The sequence below is a fragment of the Streptomyces sp. NPDC059828 genome, assembly GCF_042731955.1.
Lineage (GTDB): Bacteria > Actinomycetota > Actinomycetes > Streptomycetales > Streptomycetaceae > Streptomyces.
This window is the reverse complement of the sequence record NZ_JBHWIW010000002.1, coordinates 124,094-146,981: the sequence shown is the minus strand read 5'-3', so window position 1 is coordinate 146,981 and position 22,888 is coordinate 124,094. Positions and strand designations below refer to the sequence as shown.

Genomic DNA, 22,888 nt, shown 5'->3' with positions numbered 1-22,888 from the left:
GTACAGGCTCCGGGGGCGGCCGGAGACACGGCGGCGGGCCGCCATCCACCCTGAATGGCGGCCCGCGCCGTGGTCAGGCTCGGGTCAGAGCGCGCCCTCGGCGGCGGCGGTGACGAAGGCCGCGAAGGCGGTCGGGGTGACGGCGAAGGCCGGGAGCTCCGGGTCCTTGGAGTCGCGGACGGCGACACGGCAGGGCTGGGCGGCGATCTCTACGCACGCGCCGCCGGTGTCGCCGCTGTAGGACGACTTCTGCCAGGCGGCGGCACCGAGGGGGGCGCACTCGACGCACGCGCCGCCCGTGTCGCTGCTGTAGGACGACTTACGCCACGCTGCGTGCGTCAGAATCCGGGTCGTGCCCATACCGTTCCTCCATTACGCGGGCGATCAGTGCCGCCGATTCCTCCACGGAGAGGGCCGCGGCCTGAAGGTGATCGTAACGGAGCGAACCCTCCCTGAGGGCTTCGGAATTGGCCGTCATATGCCCCTGGACGAAGTCCTCCGTGTAGAACACATCCGGGTCGTCGTCGAACCGCAGCAGGTAGTACGAACCCATCAGACCCGCATGGGCGCCCGCTGTGAAGGGCAGGATCTGGATCTTGAGCCAGTCGCGGCTGCCCACCTCCAGCAGATGGGCGAGCTGCTCCCCCATCACGTCCCCGCCGCCGATCTCCTGGTAGAGCACGGCCTCGCTCATCACCACCCAGACCAGCGGCGGGCGTGCGCGGTCCAGGATGCGCTGGCGCTCCATCCGGGCGGCCACATCCGCGTCGAGGTCCTCCCGCTCCCGTACACCCAGCACCGCACGCGCGTACTCCGGAGTCTGGAGCAGCCCGTCAACCAACTGCGCCTGGAAGGAGCTGATGTACGCCGCCTTGGCTTCCAACTCCGCGTACGGTTGGAACCAGTTCGGCAGCTGGCTGCGCAGCACAAGCCCCAGCAGCCGCGAGAACAGCCCGCCCGTCATCAGCGCCGCGTCAACCCGCTCGCTGAACTCCCTCGTCGGGACCTTGCGAGCCGTCTCGATCTGGCCGATCAGCGAGCCCGTGCAGAAGACGACACCGCCCAGGTCGTCCTGCGTCATGTCCGCTTCCTCGCGGAGTCTGCGCAGCTCCGCGCCGTAGTAGTCGAGTGGTGAGGCGCTCGGATCGAGATTCCGGATGTTGGCCATGAGGCAGACCACCAGCTTCCCCAAGCTGACGCCGTGCGGCGTTGGTTTCGGTACGTAGCCGAGCGTAAGCGTTCCGCTGCACGCTGGTGACGTGAAGCACGCAACTGACCCCTCACGAGGGGAAATCTCGAACTGCTACCGGATGGGCATCACCGTCGGTGAGCACTCGGCCGGTCATCTGCGGCGCATCCTGCGGCTGTTCCTGGAGCGCTGGGGCCTGGCGGAGCTCACCGACCCGGCCGAGCTGGCCCTGACCGAGCTGGTGGCGAACGTCGTCCGGCACGTCCCCGGGCGGCACTGCACCACGCTGATCCTGAAGCAGCCGGAGGGCCTGCGGGTCGAGGTCACCGACGGCTCCCCGCACCCGGTGCGGCCGGTGCGAGACCCGGACCCGCTCGCCGAGGGCGGCAGGGGGCTGCTGCTGGTGGAGGCCGTGACCGACCGGTGGGGGGTGTGGGACCAGCCGGACGGCAAGGTGGTCTGGTTCGAGTGCGATGCGAAGACCGGCGCGGCGACCTGAGGCGAGGACCCGGGCCGGGCGCGGCCTACGATGTGAGCCCAGCAGACCAGCTCAGCCCCGCCCCAGCCGGAGGAACCATGGCCCCCGCCGCCCCCAAGCCGGAGACCCTCGCAGCCTTCGAGGCGGCCAAGGGCTTCATGCCCGTCGGCGAAGGGCTCGCCCTGTACGAGGCGGCGGTGGCGGCCGGGGCGCTCGGGCTGCCGCTGCTGGAGGTCGGCACGTACTGCGGGCGGTCCACGATCCTGCTGGCGGACGCCGCGCGCGAGGCGGGGACGACGGCGATCACGGTGGACCACCACCGGGGCAGCGAGGAGCAGCAGCCGGGCTGGGACTACCACGATCCGGAGGTCGTGGACCCCGAGGTCGGCCTGATGGACACGCTGCCCACCTTCCGCCGCACCCTGCACAAGGCGGGCCTGGAGGAGCATGTGATCGCGGTCGTGGGCAGGTCCCCGCAGGTGGCGAAGGTGTGGGGCGGCAAGGTCGGTCTGGTCTTCATCGACGGCGGCCACACCGACGAGCACGCCACCAACGACTACGAGGGCTGGGCGCCGCACCTCGCGGACGGCGGGCTGCTGGTGATCCACGATGTCTTCCCGGACCCCGTGGACGAGTGGACCGGGCAGGCCCCGTACCGGATCTACCTGCGGGCGCTGGCCTCGGGCGCCTTCACCGAGGTCTCCGCCGCGGACTCGCTGCGGGTGCTGCGCCGCACCGGCCCCGGCATCTGAGCGGGCCGACCGCACGTGATTTCGAAGAACACGCCGCTCGCCGCGTCCGCAGCCCTTGTCGCCGCCGTGTCGGTGTGCCTGACCGGCTGCGGCGGCAGCGGCAGCGCTCCGAACCAGTCCCCGGCTCCGGCGCGTACGACACCCACGCCGCCGCCCGCCGGACCGTCCGGCGCCGCCCCGTCCGCGACACAGGCCCGTCCACTCGCCGGGAAGGTTGTGGTCGTGGACCCCGGCCACAACCTCGGCAACTCCAAGCACACCCGTGAGATCAACAAGCAGGTGCACATCGGCACGGGCCGCAAGGAGTGCGACACCACCGGGACGGCCACCGACGACGGTTACAGCGAGGCCGAGTTCACCCTCGATGTCGCCCGCCGGCTGCGCACCCTGCTGGAGCGGCAGGGCGCGACCGTCCGGCTCACCCAGGACGGTGACAGCCCCTCGTACGGCCCCTGCATCGACGAACGCGCCCGTATCGGCAACAAGGCGGGGGCCGACGCCGTGGTATCCGTCCACGCCGATGGCTCCGGCAAGGGCAACCGCGGCTTCCACGTGATCCTCCCGGCCAAAGTGAAGGCCGGGGACGCGGACACGGCGGCGATCGTGGGCCCGTCGCGCCGGCTCGGCGAGCACATCGCCGGGGCCTTCAAGAAGGCGACAGGCACCGCGCCCTCCAACTACATCGGCAAGGGCACCGGGTTGAATGTGCGCGGGGACCTGGGCGGTCTCAACCTGTCGACCGTGCCGAAGGTCTTCATCGAGTGCGGGAACATGCGCGACGCGAAGGACGCGGCGCTGCTGAAGAGCCCCGAGTGGCGGCAGAAGGCGGCACAGGGTCTTGCGGACGGCATCCTCGCCCATCTCTCTGCCTGAGGCGCTGATGGCGGAACAGCGCTCTGCCACACCGTCTGGTGACGGTGCGGCAGAGGCAGTGAGAGGCGCGTGACCGCTACCGGGGTCCGGGGCGGTGGCCGTGGTCTGGGCGACCGTGGTCGGGACGGCCCTGGTCCGGGCGGTCGTGGTGCGGCGGCTTCGGCTTCGGCGTGGGCTTGGGGGGCTGAGGACGCTGGACCGTGCTGGTCGCGGTTGCCGTGCTCGTGTCGGCGGCTCCGCCACCGGCCACGGTGGCCGTGTTCGTCACCTGCGTCGCCGCGTTCGCGGCGATGTTGACCGTGAGGGTCAGCGGCGGGTAGCTCGCACCCGCGGCCAGGACATCGGTCCGGGTGCAGGTGAGCGTCGCCAGGACACACGTCCAGCCCGTCCCGGACAGACTGACGGCCGACAACCCGGCCGGAAGCGTGTCGGTCAGCGTGACCGTGCTGCCGTCGGTCTCCCCGTCACCGCTGTTGGTCACGGTCAGCGTGTACGAACCCTGACCACCCGCCACGAACGCCCCGTTGGCCGCCACCTTCAGCAACGTCCACGCGGGCGCCGTCGGAGCCGGCACCACCGCGACGGCCACGTCCCGGGGCCCGTCGCCGACGGCGACCGTGTCCACCACCGTGTTCGTCGCCGCGTCGATCACCGACACGGTGTCGCTGTCGCGGTTGGAGACATAGACACGGGCCCCGTCCGGCGACACCGCGGCGCCGAAGGGGACGTCACCTACGGGGATCGTGTCCAGCACCGTGTTCGTCGCCGTATCGATCACGGACACGTTGTCACTGTCGCGGTTGGTGACATAGACGCGCGTGCCGTCCGGCGACACCGCCACCCCGTAAGGGAAGTCGCCGACCGGGATCGTGTCCACCACCGTGTTCGTGGCCGTGTCGATCACCGACACGTCGTCCGAGTTGCCGCCCGCGACATAGACGCGAGTGCCGTCAGGGGTGATGACCTCACCGACGGGGAAGTCGACGACGCCGATGGTGGTCACGACCGTGTTGGTGGCCGTGTCGATCACGGACACGGTGTCGGAGATGGAGTTGCTCACGTACACGCGACTGCCGTCCGGCGAAACGACCACGTCCTGGGGGCCCGTCCCGACCCCGACGGTGGCGACGACGGTGTTCGTGGCCGTGTCGATCACCGAGACGCTGCTGGAATTGGCGTTGGTGACGTAGACGCGGCTGCCGTCCGGGGAGACGGCCACACCGAACGGGGTCAGGGCCACGGGGATGGTGGCGATGACGCTGTCCGTGGCCGTGTCGACCACCGACACGTCGTTGCCGAGGGCGTTGGTGACATAGACGCGGCCGGCGTCCGGTGTCACCGCCACACCGTGGGGTCCGTCGCCGACGGAGATCGTGGTGACCAGGGTGTTCGTGGCCGTGTCGACCACCGACACGGTGTCCGAGCCGAAGTCGGCGACGTAGGCGTAGGTGCCGGGCCCCACGGCATGGGCGGACTGGGGGGTCAGTACGGGCAGGGCGAGGCCGGCCACCAGCACAAGACCGGCAACCAGCGCGCGCAGCAACCCACCCGGTCCCCGCCGGCGCACCCCACGATCCGGTGGCGGCACCGGTGACAGGCGGTCACCCACCCTGCCGGACTCCACCTCCATATGACGGTCAGTCACGAAAAGCCTCCCGCTGGTCAGAAACACGGTCACTGCGCCGGCATCACCGAAATGCCGGCAGACCGCAACAGAGCATGTCAGCTCAGGGCATTCCACCGCCCCTACCGACACACAGACCCGCGCCCCCACCCGGACGTCCGGGTGGGGGCGCGTGAGCAGCAGCCGGTGTGCGGCTACCGCTGGTGAGGTCCGGGGCGATCCCGCCCGTGGTCAGGGCGCCCGTGGTCAGGCCGGTCGTGGTCAGGGCGGTCGTGGTCAGGCCGGTCGTGGTGCGGCGGCTTGGGCTTGGGGGTCGGCTTCGGGGTGGGCTTGGGCGGCTCCGGACGCCGGACCGTGGTGTTCGTCGTGGCCGTACTGGTCGCCGTGGTGCCTCCACCCGTGACGGTGGCCGTGTTCGTGACCCGCGCCGGAGCGTCTGCGGCGACGTTCACCGTCAGGGTCAGCGGCGGGTAGCTCTCCCCGGCATCGAGGACATCGGTCCGGGTGCAGGACAGCGGGGTGAGCGTGCAGGTCCAGCCGGTGCCCGACAGGCTCACGGCCGTCAGACCGGTACCGAGCGTGTCGGTGAGCGTGACCGTGCTGCCGTCGGTCGCTCCGTCACCGGTGTTGGTCACGGTCAGCGTGTACGCGCCCTGAGCGCCCGCCGCGAACGAGCCGCCCACGGCCGTCTTCAGCAGCCTGAACGCCGGAGCCGTAGGGGCGGCCACCACCCCGACGTCCACTCCGAACGGCTGGTCGCCGACGGGGACCGTGGCCACCACCGTGTTGGTGGACGTGTCGATCACCGACACGGTGTCCGTGCTGAGGCTGGTGACATAGACGAGGGTGCCGTCGGGAGACACCGCGACCCCGTACGGCTGGTCGCCGACGGGGACGGTCGCCACCACCGTGTTCGTGGACGTGTCGATCACCGACACGGTGTCGTCGCCTCCGTTCCCCACGTAGACGCGGGTGCCGTCGGGAGACACCGCGACCGGGAACGCGTCGTCGCCGACGGGGACGGTCGCCACCACCGTGTTGGTGGACGTGTCGATCACCGACACGGTGTCGTCAGCGCTGTTGGCGACATAGACACGGGTGCCGTCCGGAGACACCGCGATCCCCTCAGGAAGGAAGCCGACGGCGACGGTGGTCAGCACGGTGTTGGTGGACGTGTCGATCACCGACACGGTGTCGTCACCGAGGTTGGTCACATAGGCACGGGCGCCGTCCGGGGACACCGCCACATACTCCGGGGAGTCCCCGACCGGGATCGTCGCCACGACCGTGTTGGTGGACGTGTCGATCACCGACACCGTGTCGCTGCCGGTGTTCGCGACGTAGACGCGGCTGTTGTCCGAAGACACCGCCACACCCTGGGGACTGGAGCCCACGGTGACGGTCGCCACCACCGTGTCGGTAGCGGTGTCGATCACCGACACCGAATTGCCGAACTGGTTGGTGACGTAGACACGGGTACCGTCCGGCGACAGCGCCACGCCCTGAGGTCTGTCGCCGACGGGGACCGTGGCCACCACCGTGTTCGTCGACGTGTCGATCACCGACACGGTGTCGCTGTTGGTGTTGGCGACAAAGGCATACGTGCCGGGCGGCACGGCTTGGGCGGACTGCGGAGCCAGCGCCGGCAGCGCGAGACCCGCCACCAGCACCAAGCCCGCGAGCAGGGCTCGCAGCAGCCCGCCCCGCCCCCGGCGGCACACGCCCGATCCGGTCCGCGTCGGCGCGGGTGGCGCGAGGCCGTCTGCCCCCTCCGGGCGCACCTCGGTATGACTGCTGGTCACGGCAAGCCTCCACGGGTCTCAGGGTCACTGTCACCGCAGGGGCGCCACAGGGCACCCACAGTCCGAACGGATTGCGGCGATGCACCACATTCCGCGTACCACCGGAAGACACACCGCTCATCACCGGTATGAGTCATGAAAGCCCGGCCCGATGCGTCCACCTGGCCGAAGCCGCGCGAAAGCGGGGTGAAGGCAATGCGGCCCCCGGCCGCCAGGTGCCGGAGGGGCGACCTGGCGGCCGGGGACCGGGGACCGGGGACCGGCAAGTGTCGAGCCGACGGGCTTACCGCGGGCCGGGGCGGTGTCCGTGATTCGGACGCCCGTGGCCGTGATCCGGACGTTCGTGACCCTTGCCGGGGCGGCCGTGGTGCGGCGGCCTCGGTTCGGAGTGGGTTTGGGCGACGCCCGCTGGACCATGGTGGTCGCCGTGGCCGTACTGGGGTCGGCGGCGCCGCCACCGGAGACCGTGGCCGTGTTGGTCATCCGTGTGGGCGCGCTCCCGGCGATGTCCACGGTGAGGCTGATCGGCGGGTAACTCCCGTCCGCGTCCGGGACATCGATCCGGGTGCGAGTGAGAGTGGCGACGGCACAGGTACAGCCCATGCCGGACAGACTGCCGGCGGTCAGCCCGGTCGGGAGGGTGTCGGTCTCGGTGATCGCCGTTCCGTCGGCCGGCACCTCACCGTTGTTGGTCACCGTCAGCCTGTACGCACCCTGACCACCTGCCGTGAAGGTGCATTAAGCACCAAGAAGGGACGGCCGATGACAGTTCGTCATATTACGGACGGCCAGCGACACACACCCCCCACCACCCGCGCCCCGGGCGGCCGCATTCTGGCGCGATCCTGGAAGTGAAGCCTCCGTGAAAGCCCCATGGATGTTGTTCCGCGAGAGGGCGGCTTGATCAACGATCAGTCATTTGATCGGATTAAACGGGTCTGATGCTCCCGCAGTCGGTTATAGGTTGGACCCTATGATGAGGTACCGCACCTCTGCTACCAGCTCATCAGCTCCGACGCGACAGTCGCGATAACCGACGAAGGACCTTAGACGTGAACATCCGCTCCCTCACTCGAGGCGATGGCGTGGTGATCGGAGCAGCGGTGGTGCTGTTCATCGCCTCGTTCCTCAACACTTCCGACTGCTCCGGCTCCGCGTGCGACCTGGTGCCCAACGCGTGGGGGCTGGCCTACTTCCTCGGTTGGGGCACGTTCTTCCTCGGCATCGTCGGGGCCGCGCTGATCGTCGTCTCGCACCTGCTGCCGCAGTCGCAGCCCCGCAAGGTCGCCGGCCTCGACCTGGCCCAGGCCGGTGTCGTCCTGACGGTCGCCACGGCCTGGCAGCTGCTGATGTGGATCTTCGAGTCGCAGGCGGCGGGCAGCGGGCTCATCCTCGGCCTGATCGCCGCGCTGATCCTCGCGGCCGGCGCCGTCGCGGGCCCGCTGGTCCCCGCGCTCCAGGCCCCGCTGATGCCCGCCCCGAAGCCGGCGGCGCCTCAGCCCTTCGGCGCCCAGCCGCAGGCCGGATACGGCTACCCGGGCGCTCCCGGCGGCCCGCAGCAGGGCGGCGGGTACGGCTACCCCGGGGCCCAGGCCCCGCAGGCCCAGCAGTCGCCGCAGCCCCAGCCCGCGTATGGCGGCGGGCAGCCGCAGCCCCAGCCGCAGCAGGACGGCGGCCAGGCCCCGTCCGGCGACTTCACGCCGTACTGGTTCGCCGTGCCGGTCGCCCGTCCGCTGTACGCGGAGGACGGCTCCATGGCCCCGATCGCCGAGCTGGCTCCCGGCACCTGGTACCTCGCGGTCGAGCAGCGCGGACAGGCCCTGGTGGCGCAGACCCAGGACGGCCGCCGCGGTGTCCTCCAGGACACCACCGGTATCCAGCGCGGCTGACCCGACGTCGTACGCCAACGGCCCCTCGCCCATCCGGTCTTCCGGGCGAGGGGCCGTTGGCGTACCCTGACGAGCCGTCAGAGAGGGGATCCGGTATGAGGCTCGGACTCGCACTCGGCTACTGGGGGCGCGGGCCGAATCCCGCCCACCTCGAACTCGCCCGCGAGGCGGAACGGCTCGGCTACGACTCGGTCTGGACCGCGGAAGCCTGGGGCTCCGACGCCTTCACCCCGCTGACCTGGATCGCCGCCCACACGAGCCGCATCCGGCTGGGCACGGCGATCGCCCAGATGGCAGCCCGCACCCCCACGGCCACGGCCATGCACGCCCTCACCCTGGACCATCTCTCCGGCGGGCGGATGCTGCTCGGCCTCGGCCTGTCGGGGCCCCAGGTGGTGGAGGGCTGGTACGGCAGGCCCTTCCCGCAGAGCCCGCTGACCGCGACGCGGGAGTACGTGGAAGTGATCCGCCAGGTACTGCGCCGCGAGAGCCCGGTCGAGCTGGCCGGACGCTTCCACACGCACCCGTACGAGGGCGACGACGGCACCGGTCTCGGCAAGGCCCTCAAGCCGATCACCCATCCCCTGCGGGCGGACCTGCCCGTCCTGCTGGGCGCCGAAGGTCCGAAGAACATCGCCCAGACGACGAGAATCGCCGACGGCTGGCTGCCCCTGTACTGGTCACCGATGCGGACGGACGTGTACCAGGCGTCGCTGGAACACGTCCCGCCCGGCTTCATGATCGCCCCGATGGCACGCGCGGCGGTCTGCGACGACGTCGCCGAAGGGCTGCTGCCGGTGAAGGCGATGCTCGGCTTCTACATCGGCGGCATGGGCCACGCGGCCCGCAACTTCCACGCGGATCTGATGGCACGCATGGGCTACGAGGAGGAAGCCCGCCACATCCAGCGGCTGTTCGCCGAAGGCCGCCGCGACGAGGCGGTGCTCGCCGTACCGGATGCCTTCGCCGACGAGATCTCGCTCATCGGTCCGCGTGAACGCATCGCGGAACGCCTGGAGCTGTGGCGCAAGGGCCCGGTCACCGACCTGCTGGTGACGGCGCCGGACCCGCACACCCTGCGGGTGCTCGCGGAGTTGAACGGCTGACCCCGAATGCTCAGCCGGGATGCGCCGGGCTCTGGGGGAGCGAGCGCGTCTGGTCGCGGTCGAACAGGGCGGGCACGGGATATACCTGGGCAACGGCGACGCGTGCGGCGACCGGGCGGTCACCACCTACCTGACCACGGGCGAGCGGCCCACGCGGGACACGTACTGCGCCAACTGAGCTGCTGCGGCCGGCGGTCAGTCCGGCGGCGGTGACACCGGAAGCACCCGGTCGGGTCGCCCGGCCTCGGCGGCTTCGGGGTCCGCGTACACGTGCAGCGTGTCGCCGTGCCGCTGTACCTGCGGATAGTTCCACAGCTCCGTGGGCTCGGGGACGAGCAGTCGGGTCTCGGCCAGCTCGGCGTCGTGGATGACCAGCGACATGATGGCGCAGCACAGGGTGCTCATGATGGGGGCCTGCTCCGGGTGGTCATCCGGGCCCTCGGCCTGGATGACGTAGTGGCGGTTGTCCAGCCAGTAGCCGCCCCAGTCCAGCGAAGCCCCGTGCGCGGCCGGTACGCCGTTCACCCAGAGGCTCATCCTGCCCCCGCGTTCCTGGTCCCGCATGACCACCGCCCGGTGCCGGTCGTCGGATGTGAAGTCGATGTGGAGCGCGACACCGTCGAAGTCGACGAACGAGTCGCAGGCTCCCGGAACCGGGCCCGTGCGGTGGCGGAGACGTTCGGCGGAGAGGTCGGGGTCGAGAGCGCAGATCTCCGGACCACGGCACGAACGGTCGGTGCGGCGGGTGCAACCGAGGGACAGCGCGGCACAGTCACGGGGGGACGCCTGGGCCAGCAGGCGGGCGAAGTGGTCCTGGTAGGTGCGGTCACCGAGGCGGCGGCGCAACTCGCTCTCGTACCACGACCACACGATCAGGTCAGTGGCCAGCGGCGAACGGCTCAGCCAGGGCTGCCACTGCTCGACCCAGTCCGCCGCATGGGGCGACAGACGGGCGAACTTCCGCCTGGCGGCGGCCTCGGCGCGGCGGATGCGCTCGGCCTCACCGGGAGCCTCGGCGACGTGCTCGTCCTCGGCCCGCTCTGCGGCATCCTCCGCCCGCTCCCGTGCCGGCTTCTGTGCCTGCTCCTGTGCCGACGCTTCAGCCGCGGCCGATGCCACGTCCTGCGCACCCGCGCGGCTCGTCCTTCTGTTTCTGCCCCAGCGCCACTTCACCACGGCCCCCCCCACCTCACCGGCTTCCGAACTCCACGGCCACCGATGGTAGAAGGGGCACACCACACACTTCGACGCATTTCAGGGGTCGTCACACCGCGATCCCCGACGACCGGCGTCTCAGCCGCCGCTCAGCTGCCCCACGGAAGGCACCTGTTCCTTGACCGTGGCTCCCACGCTCTGGCCCGCGTCCTTGACGTCCTGGATGACGTTCTGCGCGGACGCGATGTCCGCATCGCTCGCCTGGCCTTTGCGGAGCTTGCTCCCCAGCTCCTTGAGCGAGTCGATCCCCGCCGTCAGCGGGGCCACCGCCTTGGAGAGCAGTGGGTCGGCCTTGGCGTTGTTCACCGCCGCCCTGAGCCGGTTGTAGGCGAACGTGCCCGCGAGCCCCGCCTTGACCAGGGCCAGTTTGCGGCCCTCCGCACCCTGTTTGAACGTACCCGCGCGATACGGCTTGATGATCCACTGGTAGGTCGCGCCCGCCGCGAGACCCGCGTTGGCGACGAAACGCGCCTTGGCGTACTTCTGCGCCTGCACCGAGGTGCTCGGTGTCGCCGTGCCGCTCGCACCGCTGCCGCTGCCTCCGCAGGCCGCGGTGGTGAGGACGACGACGAGTCCGCAGCAGAACACGGCCGGACGGTGACGCATGGCGTACCTCCCTCGCCTCCCCCGTCAGCTTCGCCCCGGGCCGGATGATCCGCCACTCGGGTGAACCCGGCTCCGGGTTTGGCTCAAAGAAGAAGGGCAATCCGGAGTCCATGTCCCTACGACAGAGCAGTGGCACGCACCAGGCGGCGAGGATCATCGCCATCGTCGCCGACGTCATGGCCGCCATCATCGGCCTGTGGATCATCATGTACCTGCTGGACGCCAACCGCACCAACGACCTGGTGGAGTTCCTCCAGGAGACGGCTCGGTGGCTGGCCGGCTGGTCGTACGACCTCTTCACCTTCGACGCCGACTGGGCGCGGGTGGTGGCGGGTTACGGCCTCGCCGCGCTCGCGTACCTCTTCATCGGGCACGCCGTGGCGGGACGGCTGCGGCGCTGAGCGCGCCGCTGGAGCCCCGCGGTTCGGCAGCCCCCTCGGGGCGCTGCCGAACCGCACCGGACTTCGCCGAACCCGCTCAGCGCCGTGCGTTCACGCCTGACAGCACTCCGGCTCAAGTCCGCGCGGCAGACGTTCCCCGCCGAACACCGCGGTAGTCGCCTCGTCTCCCCCCAGGGCGGCCACCGCGAGCAGCAGTGAGCCCGCGGTCCAGCTGGTGAGCTCCTCGGGCCACACGGCCTTGTCCTCGAAGACGTAACCCGTCCAGTACATACCGCCGTCGGCGCGCAGATGCTGGATGGACTGCAAGATCTCGAGGGCCCGGTCGGACTCCCCCATCGCCCAGAGCGCGAGGGCCAGTTCGCAGCTCTCGCCGCCCGTCACCCAGGGGTTCGGCAGCACGCAGCGGACACCGAGCCCGGTGACCACGAACTCGTCCCAGCGCTCCTCGATGCGTTCCTTCGCCTGCGCGCCGGTGACCGCGCCGCCGAGCACCGGGTAGTACCAGTCCATCGAGTAGTGGGACTTGTCCAGGAACCGCTCGGGGTGGCTGCGGATCGCGTGCCCGAGCGCACCGGTCGCCAACTCCCAGTCGGGCTGTGGCTCTTCGCGCTCCTCGGCGATCGCGAGGGCGCAGCTCAGCGCGTGGAAGACGGAGGCGTTGCCGGTCAGCAGCGCGTCGGGGACGGCGTTGTCGCCGGCCTCGACGGGCTCGCGCTTCCAGCCGATCTGCCCGCCGGGCTGCTGGAGCCGCAGGACGAACTCGACGGCGGCGTATACGGTCGGCCACATACGGTCGAGGAACATGTCGTCGCCGGTGGCCAGGTAGTGGTGCCAGACGCCGACGGCGATGTACGCGCAGAAGTTGCTCTCACGGCTGCGGTCGGTCGGCTGGCCGGCGTCGCCGTCGTGGTACGCCGCGTACCAGGAACCGTCCGGCAGCTGGTGCCGGGCCAGCCACTCGTAGGCGCGGGCGGCGGCATCGTGCTCACCGGCCGCGTCCAGTGCCATCGCCGCCTCGGTGTGGTCCCAGGGGTCCAGGTGGTGGCCCCGGAACCACGGGATCGCCCCGTCCTCGCGCTGGACCGCGCGGATCCCGGCGACGGTCTCGGTGGCCTGTGCGGCCGTCAGGACCCCCGGCAGGACGAGGTGCTCGGTCCTCCCCGGTGAGGTCACTGGTCGGCCGCCGCGGTGCCGGACTTCGTCTCGTTCAGCACGGGGGTGTGCGGCTTGGTCGCGTACACCACGAAGCTCTTGCCGATCAGCGGGTTGAGCGCGTTCTCCGCGACCCGGGTGGCCAGCGGTTTCTTCATGATGTCCCAGACCAGCAGCTTGTGGTACGCACGGACGGGCAGCGCCTTGTCGTTGTCCACACCGAAGGCGCACTTCAGCCACCAGTACGGGGAGTGCAGCGCGTGCGCGTGATGGGACCCGTACGGCTTGAGGCCCGCCTCGCGGATCTTGCCGACCAGTTCCTCGGCCTTGTAGATGCGGATGTGGCCGCCCTCGACCTCGTGGTACGCGTCCGAGAGCGCCCAGCAGATCTTCTCGGGGCCGTAACGGGGCACGGTGATGGCGATCCGGCCGCCCGGCTTGAGCACGCGGACCATCTCGGCCAGTACGCCCTTGTCGTCGGGGATGTGCTCCATGACCTCGGAGATGATCACGACGTCGAACGAGTCGTCGGGGAAGGGCAGGTTGAGCGCGTCGCCCTCCATCGCGGTGGCGGTCGCGCCGACCGGGGCCTCACCGGCCTCCTTCATCGCCGCGAACCACTTGGCGACCTCGCGGATCTCCTCACCGTTCTGGTCGAGTGCCACCACCTGCGCGCCGCGCCGGTAGCACTCGAAGGCGTGCCGCCCGGCCCCGCAGCCCAGGTCGAGTACGCGGTCGCCCGGGGCGAGCGGGAAGCGGGAGAAGTCGACGGTCAGCACGGGGTCTGCCCTTCCGGGTGGGTGACGACGCCCTGGTGCGGGGCGTGGCTTGCTGTGGCGGTGCGGAGAGGGCTTGCGGCCCCGGTGTGCGGGACGGTCGTGAGGCCCGAGCGGGTCACCGAGCGCTCCCGATGGCCGCGGAGGTGGCCTTCGCCTGCTGTGCCTCGATCGCCTCGCGGTACAGCTCCGCGGTGCCCTGCGCGGCGCGCGCCCAGGTGAAGCGGGCCAGCACCCGCTCCCGCCCCGCGGCGCCGATACGGCGGCGCAGCTCCACGTCGCCCAGCAGCCTGCCGAGTGCGGCGGCGAGCGCGTCCGCGTCGCCGGGCGGCACCGCCAGGCAGCTCTCCCCGTCCGGGCCCGCGACCTCGGGGATCGCCCCGCCCGTCGTGGCGACGAGCGCGGTTCCGGTGGCCATGGCCTCGGCGGCGGGCAGCGAGAAGCCCTCGTACAGCGACGGCACACAGGCCACCTGCGCCCCGCGCACCAGGTCCACGAGCTCCGCGTCCGAGATGCCCTTGACGAACCGCACGGCGTCCCCGAGCCCGTGCCGCTCGATCATCCGGGCCACCGGCCCGTCCTCCGCGCGCTTGCCGACCACGACCAGATGCGCGTCCGGGTGCTCGGTGCGCAGCTTGGCGAGGGCCTCGACCAGGAAGACGAGTCCCTTGAGCGGCACGTCCGCGCTGGAGGTGGTGACGATCCGCCCGGGGACCTCGGCGACCGAGGGGTCGGGCGAGAACAGGTCGGTGTCGGCGCCGACATGGACCACCCGCAGCCGCTCCGGGCGTACCCCGAGGTGGTCGATGATCTCCTGCCGGGAGCTGCCGGACACGGTGAGCACGGAGGGCATCTTGCGGGCGACCCGCTTCTGCATCCGCGTGAACCCGTACCAGCGCCGTACGGAGGCCCGGCGACGCCAGGTGGGCGCTGCGTCGAGTTCCAGCCGGCGGTCGACCGTGATCGGGTGGTGGATCGTGGTGACGAGCGGGGCGCCCAGGTCGCCGAGGAGCCCGTAGCCCAGGGTCTGATTGTCGTGGACGACGTCGAAGTCCCCCCGGCGGGCGGCGAGCAGGCGCCGCGCGCGCAGCGAGAAGGTCAGCGGCTCAGGGAAGCCACCGGTCCACATGGTGGCCACTTCGAGGTGGTCGATCCAGTCCCGGTACTCGTCCCGGCCGGGTGTACGGAACGGGTCTGGCTGACGGTACAGATCGAGGCTGGGCAGCTCGGTGAGGACCACGCCCTCGTCTTCGTCGACCACGGGGTACGGCTGTGCGCCGATCACTTCGACGGAGTGCCCGAGGCGGGCGAGCTCGCGGGAGAGGTGGCGTACGTACACGCCCTGGCCGCCGCAGAACGGGTTGCCCTTATAGGTCAGGAGGGCGATGCGCAGTGGTCGGTCGGCATCGCCGGCAGCACCAGCACCGGCAGCGCCCGGACGGGGCCCGGCAGCTATGGCCTCAGCGGTCACTCACGGCCCCCTTCTTACTGCCCCTTTGCCGGACTGCGCTTCTGCCGGAGCGTAACCGCTCGCGCTAATCTAGAACAAGTTACAGACTTGATCGTTCTTGATCGTTCAAGGAGCATCGAATCTACCGGCAGGTAGCCCTGCTGTAAGGCCTGGAACAGGTGATTCGCGCCACGGGTGACCGCGCTGGCATGCTCTGCGCATGCCGGGCCGCCCGGAGCTCACGGGGGACGGGAGATACGCGGAGACATGATCGCGGAAACCAGGGCAGCAGTACCAGCGGCCCCGCCCCTGACCGAGCGCCAGGAGGCCCGCCGCCGGCGCATCCTGCACGCCAGCGCGCAGCTGGCCAGCCAGGGCGGTTTCGACGCCGTCCAGATGCGCGAGGTCGCCGAGGCGGCGGGGGTCGCGCTCGGCACGCTCTACCGCTACTTCCCCTCGAAGGTGCACCTGCTGGTCGCCACCATGCAGGACCAGCTCCAGCACCTGCACACCACGCTGCGTAAACGCCCGCCCATGGCGGACAGTGCCGCCGAACGGGTGGCGGAGACCCTGATGCGGGCCTTCCGGGCCCTCCAGCGGGAGCCGCACCTCGCGGACGCGATGGTGCGGGCGCTGACGTTCGCCGACCGGAGCGTCAGCCCCGAGGTGGACACGGTCTCGCGGCAGACGACGGCGATCATTCTGGACGCGATGGGGCTGGACGATCCGACGGCGGAGCAGCTCTCGGCCGTTCGGGTGATCGAGCACACCTGGCACTCGGCGCTGATCACCTGGCTGTCGGGACGGGCGTCGATCGCGCAGGTGAAGATCGACATCGAGACGGTGTGCAGGTTGATCGACGTGACCTCCGGGCGCTCCGCCCAGGAGTGGCCGGGGTAACCGCACCCCGTGTGACCTCACCCGGAACGCGCAGCGGGCGCTTGAGCGGGAGAACCCGGCGATACCCTCCCCGGATCTCCCACCCGTGCTCGTACGCCTTGGCTGTCGCGTGTGGAGCCGGCCCGCGGAACACAAGGTGAAGGGGAGGGAACGCCCGCCCGGTTGCCGTTCGACCGATCAAGCCGAGTGTCCTTTGGTCCGCGACGACCGCTCTTCCTGGAACACGCTGCACTCCGGGTGGGTAAATATCTACGGCCGTGAGATGAGGGTTTGACGCGCCACGCGGGGAGTGTTTTTACCGCAATCAGCAGGCGGAATCATTTACGGTGCGGGGGCCTGCCGCATCATGCTACTGTCGATCTCAGTTGCAGTTGTGGTTCCCAAGAATTCAAGCGCCTTCGCCGGTACTTTCAGCCGCTGGTGGCGTTTTCGTATTGCCGGTCATTTTTCCGGAGGGGCATCATCGCGGCGACACGGCGCCCGTACGGTACGGACGCCGGTGTACTGCCCTAAGGAGATATGACATGGCTACTGGCACCGTGAAGTGGTTCAACGCGGAAAAGGGTTTCGGCTTCATCGAGCAGGACGGTGGCGGCGCTGACGTGTTCGCCCACTTCTCGAACATCGCCGCCCAGGGCTTCCGCGAGCTCCAGGAGGGCCAGAAGGTCACCTTCGACATCGCGCAGGGCCAGAAGGGCCCGACGGCCGAGAACATCGTCACCGTCTGACGCTGACGCGTATCTTGCAGCTGGGGCCCGCATCCCTCGGGGTGCGGGCCCCAGCTGCATGTGCTTCCGCAGTGATTTCTCCTGCCGGAACACCATGTCGAGGGACGCGGTCTCCTCTTCGGAGCCGCCCCCCTCGATGTCCCGGATTCACTTCCGCGCGCATCCCCTTTTCGCCTGCGTAGACACGGATCCCCGTGCACCACGTTCGCTTTCGCATTTCATTCGGTCCGTGCCTGTGATTCCCCGCGTTGCTTACGCTGTGGGAATTCCTCGATGCGTGCCGTATCAAGGAAGGTTCTGCATGAACCCCACACGTACGAACAGCCGTTCTTCCCGCACCCGCCGGACCGGCGCTCCCGCTTTCGGCTCCGCCGCCGGTTCGGCCCGGGGCAGCCGCTTCGGTTCGTCGTCCGCCCCGAGTCGTTCGGGCGCCCCCCGCCGTTCGGGAGGTCAGGGCCGGCAGTCCGCCGCGTCGCAGGGGGAGTTCGCCCTGCCGAAGACGGTCACTCCGGCGCTGCCCGCCGTCGAGGCGTTCGCCGACCTCGACATGCCGAAGTCCCTGCTGGCGGCGCTCACCGCGCAGGGCGTGTCCGTGCCGTTCCCGATCCAGGGGGCGACGCTGCCGAACTCGTTGGCGGGCCGTGACGTCCTGGGCCGTGGCCGGACCGGTTCCGGCAAGACCCTCGCCTTCGGTCTGGCCCTGCTGGCCCGGACCGCCGGCCAGCGCGCCGAGCCCCGTCAACCGGTTGCGCTCGTCCTTGTCCCCACCCGGGAGCTCGCGCAGCAGGTCACCGAAGCCCTCACCCCGTACGCCCGCGCCGTGAGGCTGCGCCTGGCCACTGTCGTCGGCGGTATGCCGATCGGCCGGCAGGCGAACGCGCTGCGCAGCGGCGCCGAAGTCGTCGTCGCCACCCCGGGTCGCCTGAAGGACCTCATCGACCGGGGTGACTGCCAGCTGGACCAGGTCGCGGTCACCGTCCTGGACGAGGCCGACCAGATGGCCGACATGGGCTTCATGCCGCAGGTCACCGCGCTCCTGGACCAGGTACGCCCCGAGGGCCAGCGGATGCTGTTCTCCGCGACTCTGGACCGTAACGTCGATCTTCTGGTCCGCCGCTACCTCACCGACCCCGTCGTTCACTCCGTGGACCCCTCCCAGGGCGCGGTCACCACGATGGAGCACCACGTCCTGCACGTGCACGGCCCCGACAAGCAGCGGCTGACGACGGAGATCGCGGCGCGCGAGGGCCGGGTGATCATGTTCCTGGACACCAAGCACGCCGTGGACCGCCTCACCGAGGAACTCCTCAACTCCGGTGTCCGCGCGGCGTCCCTGCACGGCGGGAAGTCACAGCCGCAGCGCACCCGCACCCTCGCCCGCTTCAAGACCGGGCACGTCACCGTGCTGGTCGCCACGAATGTCGCGGCCCGCGGCATCCACGTCGACGACCTCGACCTTGTCGTCAACGTCGACCCGCCGACCGACCACAAGGACTACCTCCACCGCGGCGGCCGTACGGCGCGCGCCGGCGAGTCCGGCAGCGTCGTCACCCTCGTCACCCCCCAGCAGCGCCGTGGCATGAACCGCCTCATGCAGGACGCCGGCATCGTGCCCCAGACCACCCAGGTCCGCTCCGGCGAGGAGGCACTCAGCCGGATCACCGGAGCCCAGGCCCCCTCCGGCATCCCCGTGACGATCACCGCGCCGGTGGCCGAGCGGCGTACGCGCAGCGCATCCTCCTCCCGCGGCCGCCGCGGCCCCGCCTCGGCCGCCCGGCGCCGGCCCGCCTTCGCCGCGGCCTGAGAACCACGTGAGCCGGAAACTCATCCACCTGTGCCGGAGGCTTACTGTGACGCTGGTCCGGATGCAGCCCCGCTCAACAAGCAGCGACGCCGTGCAGACGGCGGCCGATCCCGTGGACGCGGCCGGGCTTCACGTCTGGGACGCGATGACGGTCGAGGTGGCTCTGTCCGTCATGGCCGCCGCCCGCACAGCTCACCTCGTCGTCCGCGACGAGGACGCGCAGTTCACCGGCATTGTCACCCAGGCCCGGCTCACCGCCGTCCGGGACGGCCGCGCGTACACCGACCAGGTCCGCTTGCGCGACATCGTCGGCAGCGAGGTGCTCTTCGCCACGCCGCTGACCACAGGCGCCGACACCGAGCGCACTATGCGCCACCGGCGGCTCGCGGCCCTGCCCATGGTCGACGACCACGGCAACGCCCTGGGAGTCCTCGCCCTCTCCCGCTGAGCCGTCCCACCCGCGGCCAGTCCGGCCCTTCCTCCTTCCCTCACTCCTGTGAGGCACCATGCGCTGTGTCATCGCGCGCTTTCCGTTCGACCTGACCAAGAGCGACGTGCTGGAAACGATGAAGGACGTCAAACCCGAGCCGGTCGTCGGCGACTCCGTGATCGAGGCCGATGAGATGGCCGCACGCGTGTGGGCCAAGCTGCCCAAAGGCTAGGGCCGCGACGGAGTACCTGGAGCACGCTGTCTCGGCGGCCACCCTGCGGAGAAGACCCCGGGCGGTGCTGTCGGTGGAGTAGGGCGGTTACGGTCTTGCCACCGGTCTTCTGACAGGTGATGGCGTGGCATTGGGCGAGGCGGTTGACCATGGGCCAGCCGAAGCCCCCGGTGCCACCGTGCAGGTCGGGGCTGCGCATGTGCGGGCCCTCGGGCTGCTGTCCTGCACGGCTACTTCGATGCTGTCCGGGTGCGCGGTCAGGCCCGGGGCGTAGATGCCGCCGCCGTGGCGGACGGCGTTGCTGACAAGTGCCGAGACGACCAGGAGCACGATGTAGACGGTCTCGCTGCATCGCCGGTACGAGGGCTTCGAGGAAGTCGCGGGTGCTCTCGCGTGCGTCGGCGACGGAGGAAGCGCGGCGAGTGTTCGCGACGCTGATGCTCATCGCGTCCATCAGGCCCCCGTCCATGGATCGCCCATGCCCACCCCGCTGCGGTCCCGGTGCTTGTGCCCCGGACCGGTGTGGTCAACCCGGCTTGATCCCGCCGTACCCGAGGACGATGACCTCGCCACCGGACAGTAATAAATCTGTGCTGGCCCTAGTAGATATTGGGCGGTGGTGTGGTTATGGTTTCTCTCGTAGCCGTGAAGACGGACAGCAGGGCCTGGCAGAGACGAACTGCCGGGCAGCAGTACCCGCAGTTGCAGTGCGCAGGACGGTTCGGTGGTGGAGTTCCGAAGCCACAGTGGTTGCAGGACGGCGACGGGGCTGACGACCGGACCGGGGGGCCCGCAGTGTTCAGGGGCCGCCGTGAGCAGTACCGCAGTGGCAGTTGGCAGTATCAGCAGTGAAGTCAGTGAGCAGGGCTCGGTAAAGGCGTCGGCTGCGGGCGCGCGTACCGGGAGCTAGGGCAGCGGGGTTCCAAGCCATAGGAGACAGGGCGAGGGGCTGGCTGCCGAAGAGTGACGCTTACTCAGGTCACCCAGCAGTACGCAACACCAGCAATACCCGCGTGACAAGCAGTACGCAGTTCGCGTTCGGCAAGTGGTTGATCAAGAGGGAAGAACGGAGGAATCTCGCGCCATCAGGATCGCCCGGGTGGATGTCTGAGCCCGGGTACCGCAGGACATCGTGAGTGAGGTGGTCTTCGGTCAAGCAACCGCGATCCCCGCATCCCGCAACCTCTCCCAGGTTGGTGTGCGGAAACAGAAGGCCGGCGCAGTACTGGGGCCGGCAGATGGTGTAGTAGTTCCTTCGGGGCCCTGGTGCCGGTAGGCACCAGGGCCCCTCGACGCGTTCCCAGAGAGGTGCAATGACCGCAGACGACTCCTTCGGCCGTCTCGATGACGACGACTACCCCGCCTACACGATGGGCCGGGCCGCCGAAATACTCGGCACCAGCCAGGGCTTTCTCCGCGCCATCGGCGAGGCCCGCCTGATCACCCCGCTCCGCTCCGAGGGCGGCCACCGCCGCTACTCCCGCTACCAGCTGCGCATCGCGGCCCGCGCCCGGGAACTCGTCGACCAGGGCACCCCCATCGAGGCAGCCTGCCGCATCATCATCCTCGAAGACCAACTCGAAGAAGCCCAACGCATCAACGCCGAATACCGCCGCGCCGCCGAATCGACCAACCCGAGGACAACGGCCTGAGGCATCCCCGCCCCGCCGGGTGCTGGCGAGTTCCACACGCGCACGTCGGCACGCTACTCCGCTTCCGGCACCGCTGGTGCGACTGTCTCCCCTGGCGACCATGCGGGCGCGTAGCGTCTGTGTGGGCTGTCGTGGTTCGGAAGTTCCCCTTTGCCCACGCCTTTGGCGTGGTGCTTGCTGGGCGGTGCCGCAGGGACCAGGGCGATCCCCTCCGCCTTTTGGGCGTTCATCGTCTGGAAGGCATGAGTCAGGGCTGGGAGCTGTGTCGGGTAGCCCCGCAGCCGGTTACCGCGCCAGGGCCCTTCAGAACCGTGCGGGCCGCACCGCTTGCTTCACACGCTCGTCCAGGCTTCGAGGAAGGCTTTTCGTCCGGCAGGATCGTCCGCCCTGCGGTCGGCGTGCAGGACGTGCCAGGCGGTGAGTTCGAGATCGCGGAGCCACAGTTCCCCGATGACCTGTGTCTTGAGGTCGGGTAGATGATCGGACTCGGCGAGGGCTTGACCGATCGCCTCCCCGGCCGCGACGCGTTGGGGCGGGGTCATCTCATCGACAGCCGAGAGGATCTGTCGGGCCAGGGCGGTTCCTTCGCCTGCCATGGATTGCAGCACCTCAGCCTTCATGTTGGCGGGTAGCAGGTAGGCGGTGCCCGAGGACCTCCACAGCTGCAACCAGAAGCGTTCCCCTGCCCCGGTGGGAGCGGGAAGCGCGGCCAGTAGCCCGAGGAGATGCCCGATGGCCGCGTAGCCACCGGAGTGGGCAGCCGCGACGACTGCGATGCCGGCCACGCGCTCCACATCGAGATGCCTGGCTTCCAGGTCTGAAGCGAGACCCAGCTGGTGTTGCAACTGGTCTGCGAGGGGGCCGGAGACGTGGGGACGGACCTCAGGAAGCATCGGCGATCCTTGCGGGTAGGTGAGCGGGAAATGCCCGTTCGGAATCCCTGATCGTTCCCCACGGCTTGCCGCTCTATTCGGCTTCGGGCGGCCCATTCGGCGTGGGACCAAGGGGCCGGAGTCCACTCGGCAGCGAGAGAGCCCCGCCCGGTTGACGTGAGCCTGGCTTCCGGACCACCCGCTCGAAGGGCCGTCCTGTGAAGTGATCGCGAGATCGACAGTGCGCCCAGGAGCCCGGGGAGGACGGGAAAGGCCATGGGGTAAAGCGCTACAACCGTGGCGCAAAGCCGGTGATCAAGGCCTTGCGGCCGGTCGTGGGTGGGTCTACCGCAGCTCGGCGTTGCGGGTGGGGCTGGGCCTGGAGCCGTTCTCGGAGCTCGATCTCCTCGGCGGTGAGTGGCTCTCCCGGCTGACGGGATGTGTACGCGCGTGCGCCGCAGTGGCAGGCCGTCGTCCCCCGCGGCGGCGGCAGGGCCGCGCCGGGGCCGGGGTAACCGCCCGACGAGCGCTGGCGGGACGGCGCCGTTCAAGGCCCAGGCCAGCACGTGCACACCCGGGACACCGCGCACGCCTCGCTGTCCAGCCCGGCCGCGATGATCTGGTCCGCGTCCATCGCCGCGTCCAGCCACGGCACCATCGCCACCTCCGCACCGAGCTGCTCGACACGAGGGCGGCGGCGTCCGCAGTCCGTGCGGTGATGTCGATCTGGATCAGTCCGGGCGGCTCGTCGTAGGTGTCGTCGTTCATGGCAGGCACAACGGCGGCGGCTGCCATCGGTAGCGGCACCGGGGCCACCGCAGGCGGTGGGAGTTGATCGTCACTGCAAGCGGCTCGTGTCGCCCGATGTTGGCGCTCATACCCGGCTGGTGGTTTGCAGCGGTCATGACCGTGAACGGGCTGTGGTCACGGTCGCTGGGCGGGTACGCCGAAGGGCGC

The 22,888-nt window shown here is 70.1% G+C and carries 23 protein-coding genes and 2 pseudogenes; 14 read left to right on the top strand and 11 right to left on the bottom strand.

Going from position 1 to position 22,888, the window contains the following annotated elements; translation table 11 throughout:
- Positions 1 to 84 precede the first annotated feature (84 nt).
- Together ACFV6V_RS01685 and ACFV6V_RS01680 are read right to left on the bottom strand one after the other, a co-directional pair.
- Positions 85 to 360, bottom strand: coding sequence for a DUF397 domain-containing protein (locus tag ACFV6V_RS01685; protein WP_385557480.1), 276 nt, complete (start codon positions 358 to 360; stop codon positions 85 to 87).
- Entirely contained in the window at positions 320 to 1,168 is an 849-nt protein-coding gene (locus ACFV6V_RS01680; RefSeq protein WP_385557477.1) for a helix-turn-helix domain-containing protein, read from the bottom strand. The genes ACFV6V_RS01685 and ACFV6V_RS01680 overlap by 41 nt, the downstream gene beginning before the upstream one ends.
- Positions 1,169 to 1,310: 142 nt before the next feature.
- Here ACFV6V_RS01680 and ACFV6V_RS01675 point away from each other — a divergent pair, with 142 nt between their 5' ends.
- The 3 genes from ACFV6V_RS01675 (at position 1,311) to ACFV6V_RS01665 (ending at position 3,292) form a co-directional block, all read left to right on the top strand.
- A complete protein-coding gene (locus ACFV6V_RS01675) occupies positions 1,311 to 1,688 on the top strand; it encodes an ATP-binding protein (RefSeq protein ID WP_385557859.1) in 378 nt (125 codons plus the stop codon).
- Positions 1,689 to 1,765: 77 nt separating this feature from the next.
- A complete protein-coding gene (locus ACFV6V_RS01670) occupies positions 1,766 to 2,419 on the top strand; it encodes a class I SAM-dependent methyltransferase (protein ID WP_385557474.1) in 654 nt (217 codons plus the stop codon).
- 15 nt (positions 2,420 to 2,434) lie between these two features.
- Positions 2,435 to 3,292, top strand: a complete 858-nt coding sequence (locus tag ACFV6V_RS01665; protein WP_385557471.1) for an N-acetylmuramoyl-L-alanine amidase — start codon at positions 2,435 to 2,437, stop codon at positions 3,290 to 3,292.
- Between the two features lie 76 nt (positions 3,293 to 3,368).
- On the opposite strand, the gene ACFV6V_RS01660 is transcribed toward ACFV6V_RS01665, so the two are convergent.
- The 3 genes from ACFV6V_RS01660 to ACFV6V_RS01650 all read right to left on the bottom strand — a co-directional run bounded on the left by ACFV6V_RS01660 (position 3,369) and on the right by ACFV6V_RS01650 (position 7,396).
- Positions 3,369 to 4,937 carry a beta-propeller fold lactonase family protein gene (locus tag ACFV6V_RS01660; RefSeq protein ID WP_385557468.1) on the bottom strand — a complete coding sequence of 523 codons (1,569 nt, stop codon included), beginning with the start codon at positions 4,935 to 4,937 and terminating at the stop codon, positions 3,369 to 3,371.
- Between the two features lie 173 nt (positions 4,938 to 5,110).
- A complete protein-coding gene (locus tag ACFV6V_RS01655; RefSeq protein ID WP_385557466.1) occupies positions 5,111 to 6,718 on the bottom strand; it encodes a beta-propeller fold lactonase family protein in 1,608 nt (535 codons plus the stop codon).
- Between the two features lie 120 nt (positions 6,719 to 6,838).
- A complete protein-coding gene (locus ACFV6V_RS01650; RefSeq protein ID WP_385557856.1) occupies positions 6,839 to 7,396 on the bottom strand; it encodes a hypothetical protein in 558 nt (185 codons plus the stop codon).
- Between the two features lie 374 nt (positions 7,397 to 7,770).
- Here ACFV6V_RS01650 and ACFV6V_RS01645 point away from each other — a divergent pair, with 374 nt between their 5' ends.
- The 3 genes and pseudogenes from ACFV6V_RS01645 to ACFV6V_RS01635 all read left to right on the top strand — a co-directional run.
- Positions 7,771 to 8,607 (top strand): hypothetical protein, encoded by an 837-nt coding sequence (locus ACFV6V_RS01645; protein ID WP_385557463.1) that lies wholly within the window; start codon positions 7,771 to 7,773, stop codon positions 8,605 to 8,607.
- 95 nt (positions 8,608 to 8,702) lie between these two features.
- Entirely contained in the window at positions 8,703 to 9,713 is a 1,011-nt protein-coding gene (locus tag ACFV6V_RS01640; protein ID WP_385557461.1) for an LLM class F420-dependent oxidoreductase, read from the top strand.
- Positions 9,714 to 9,729: 16 nt separating this feature from the next.
- Positions 9,730 to 9,891, top strand: a pseudogene (locus ACFV6V_RS01635) (alpha/beta hydrolase); the annotation flags it as partial.
- Positions 9,892 to 9,908: 17 nt separating this feature from the next.
- On the opposite strand, the gene ACFV6V_RS01630 reads toward ACFV6V_RS01635, so the two are convergent.
- Both ACFV6V_RS01630 and ACFV6V_RS01625 read right to left on the bottom strand, forming a co-directional pair.
- Entirely contained in the window at positions 9,909 to 10,832 is a 924-nt protein-coding gene (locus tag ACFV6V_RS01630; protein WP_385557458.1) for a hypothetical protein, read from the bottom strand.
- A 174-nt stretch (positions 10,833 to 11,006) separates the two neighbouring features.
- Positions 11,007 to 11,534 carry a hypothetical protein gene (locus ACFV6V_RS01625; RefSeq protein ID WP_385557456.1) on the bottom strand — a complete coding sequence of 176 codons (528 nt, stop codon included), beginning with the start codon at positions 11,532 to 11,534 and terminating at the stop codon, positions 11,007 to 11,009.
- Between the two features lie 110 nt (positions 11,535 to 11,644).
- Here ACFV6V_RS01625 and ACFV6V_RS01620 point away from each other — a divergent pair, with 110 nt between their 5' ends.
- Positions 11,645 to 11,935 carry a hypothetical protein gene (locus tag ACFV6V_RS01620; protein WP_385557453.1) on the top strand — a complete coding sequence of 97 codons (291 nt, stop codon included), beginning with the start codon at positions 11,645 to 11,647 and terminating at the stop codon, positions 11,933 to 11,935.
- Positions 11,936 to 12,025: 90 nt separating this feature from the next.
- On the opposite strand, the gene ACFV6V_RS01615 is transcribed toward ACFV6V_RS01620, so the two are convergent.
- From ACFV6V_RS01615 to ACFV6V_RS01605, 3 genes are all read right to left on the bottom strand, one after another.
- A complete protein-coding gene (locus ACFV6V_RS01615) occupies positions 12,026 to 13,108 on the bottom strand; it encodes a prenyltransferase (RefSeq protein WP_385557450.1) in 1,083 nt (360 codons plus the stop codon).
- Positions 13,105 to 13,866, bottom strand: coding sequence for a class I SAM-dependent methyltransferase (locus ACFV6V_RS01610; protein ID WP_385557447.1), 762 nt, complete (start codon positions 13,864 to 13,866; stop codon positions 13,105 to 13,107). Before ACFV6V_RS01610 ends, ACFV6V_RS01615 begins: the two co-directional genes overlap by 4 nt.
- Positions 13,867 to 13,981: 115 nt before the next feature.
- Positions 13,982 to 15,334 carry a glycosyltransferase family 4 protein gene (locus tag ACFV6V_RS01605; protein ID WP_385557444.1) on the bottom strand — a complete coding sequence of 451 codons (1,353 nt, stop codon included), beginning with the start codon at positions 15,332 to 15,334 and terminating at the stop codon, positions 13,982 to 13,984.
- Positions 15,335 to 15,580: 246 nt separating this feature from the next.
- Here ACFV6V_RS01605 and ACFV6V_RS01600 point away from each other — a divergent pair, with 246 nt between their 5' ends.
- The 6 genes and pseudogenes from ACFV6V_RS01600 to ACFV6V_RS01575 all read left to right on the top strand — a co-directional run bounded on the left by ACFV6V_RS01600 (position 15,581) and on the right by ACFV6V_RS01575 (position 21,059).
- The gene (locus tag ACFV6V_RS01600; RefSeq protein WP_361289686.1) at positions 15,581 to 16,213 is read left to right on the top strand and encodes a TetR family transcriptional regulator; all 633 of its coding nucleotides are present in this window, start codon (positions 15,581 to 15,583) and stop codon (positions 16,211 to 16,213) included.
- A gap of 524 nt (positions 16,214 to 16,737) precedes the next feature.
- The gene (locus ACFV6V_RS01595) at positions 16,738 to 16,941 is read left to right on the top strand and encodes a cold-shock protein (protein ID WP_190224490.1); all 204 of its coding nucleotides are present in this window, start codon (positions 16,738 to 16,740) and stop codon (positions 16,939 to 16,941) included.
- A 301-nt stretch (positions 16,942 to 17,242) separates the two neighbouring features.
- Complete coding sequence (locus tag ACFV6V_RS01590) at positions 17,243 to 18,745, top strand: DEAD/DEAH box helicase (protein ID WP_385557439.1); 1,503 nt, start codon at positions 17,243 to 17,245, stop codon at positions 18,743 to 18,745.
- A gap of 46 nt (positions 18,746 to 18,791) precedes the next feature.
- Positions 18,792 to 19,193 carry a CBS domain-containing protein gene (locus ACFV6V_RS01585; protein WP_385557436.1) on the top strand — a complete coding sequence of 134 codons (402 nt, stop codon included), beginning with the start codon at positions 18,792 to 18,794 and terminating at the stop codon, positions 19,191 to 19,193.
- 58 nt (positions 19,194 to 19,251) lie between these two features.
- Positions 19,252 to 19,356, top strand: a pseudogene (locus ACFV6V_RS01580) (SCO5918 family protein); the annotation flags it as partial.
- Positions 19,357 to 20,720: 1,364 nt separating this feature from the next.
- A complete protein-coding gene (locus ACFV6V_RS01575) occupies positions 20,721 to 21,059 on the top strand; it encodes a MerR family transcriptional regulator (protein WP_361291335.1) in 339 nt (112 codons plus the stop codon).
- A gap of 332 nt (positions 21,060 to 21,391) precedes the next feature.
- Here ACFV6V_RS01575 and ACFV6V_RS01570 read toward each other — a convergent pair whose 3' ends face one another.
- Positions 21,392 to 21,952 (bottom strand): hypothetical protein, encoded by a 561-nt coding sequence (locus ACFV6V_RS01570; protein WP_385557433.1) that lies wholly within the window; start codon positions 21,950 to 21,952, stop codon positions 21,392 to 21,394.
- Between the two features lie 545 nt (positions 21,953 to 22,497).
- Between ACFV6V_RS01570 and ACFV6V_RS01565 the strand changes: the two genes are divergently transcribed.
- Positions 22,498 to 22,650, top strand: a complete 153-nt coding sequence (locus tag ACFV6V_RS01565) for a hypothetical protein (protein WP_361287760.1) — start codon at positions 22,498 to 22,500, stop codon at positions 22,648 to 22,650.
- Positions 22,651 to 22,888 lie beyond the last annotated feature (238 nt).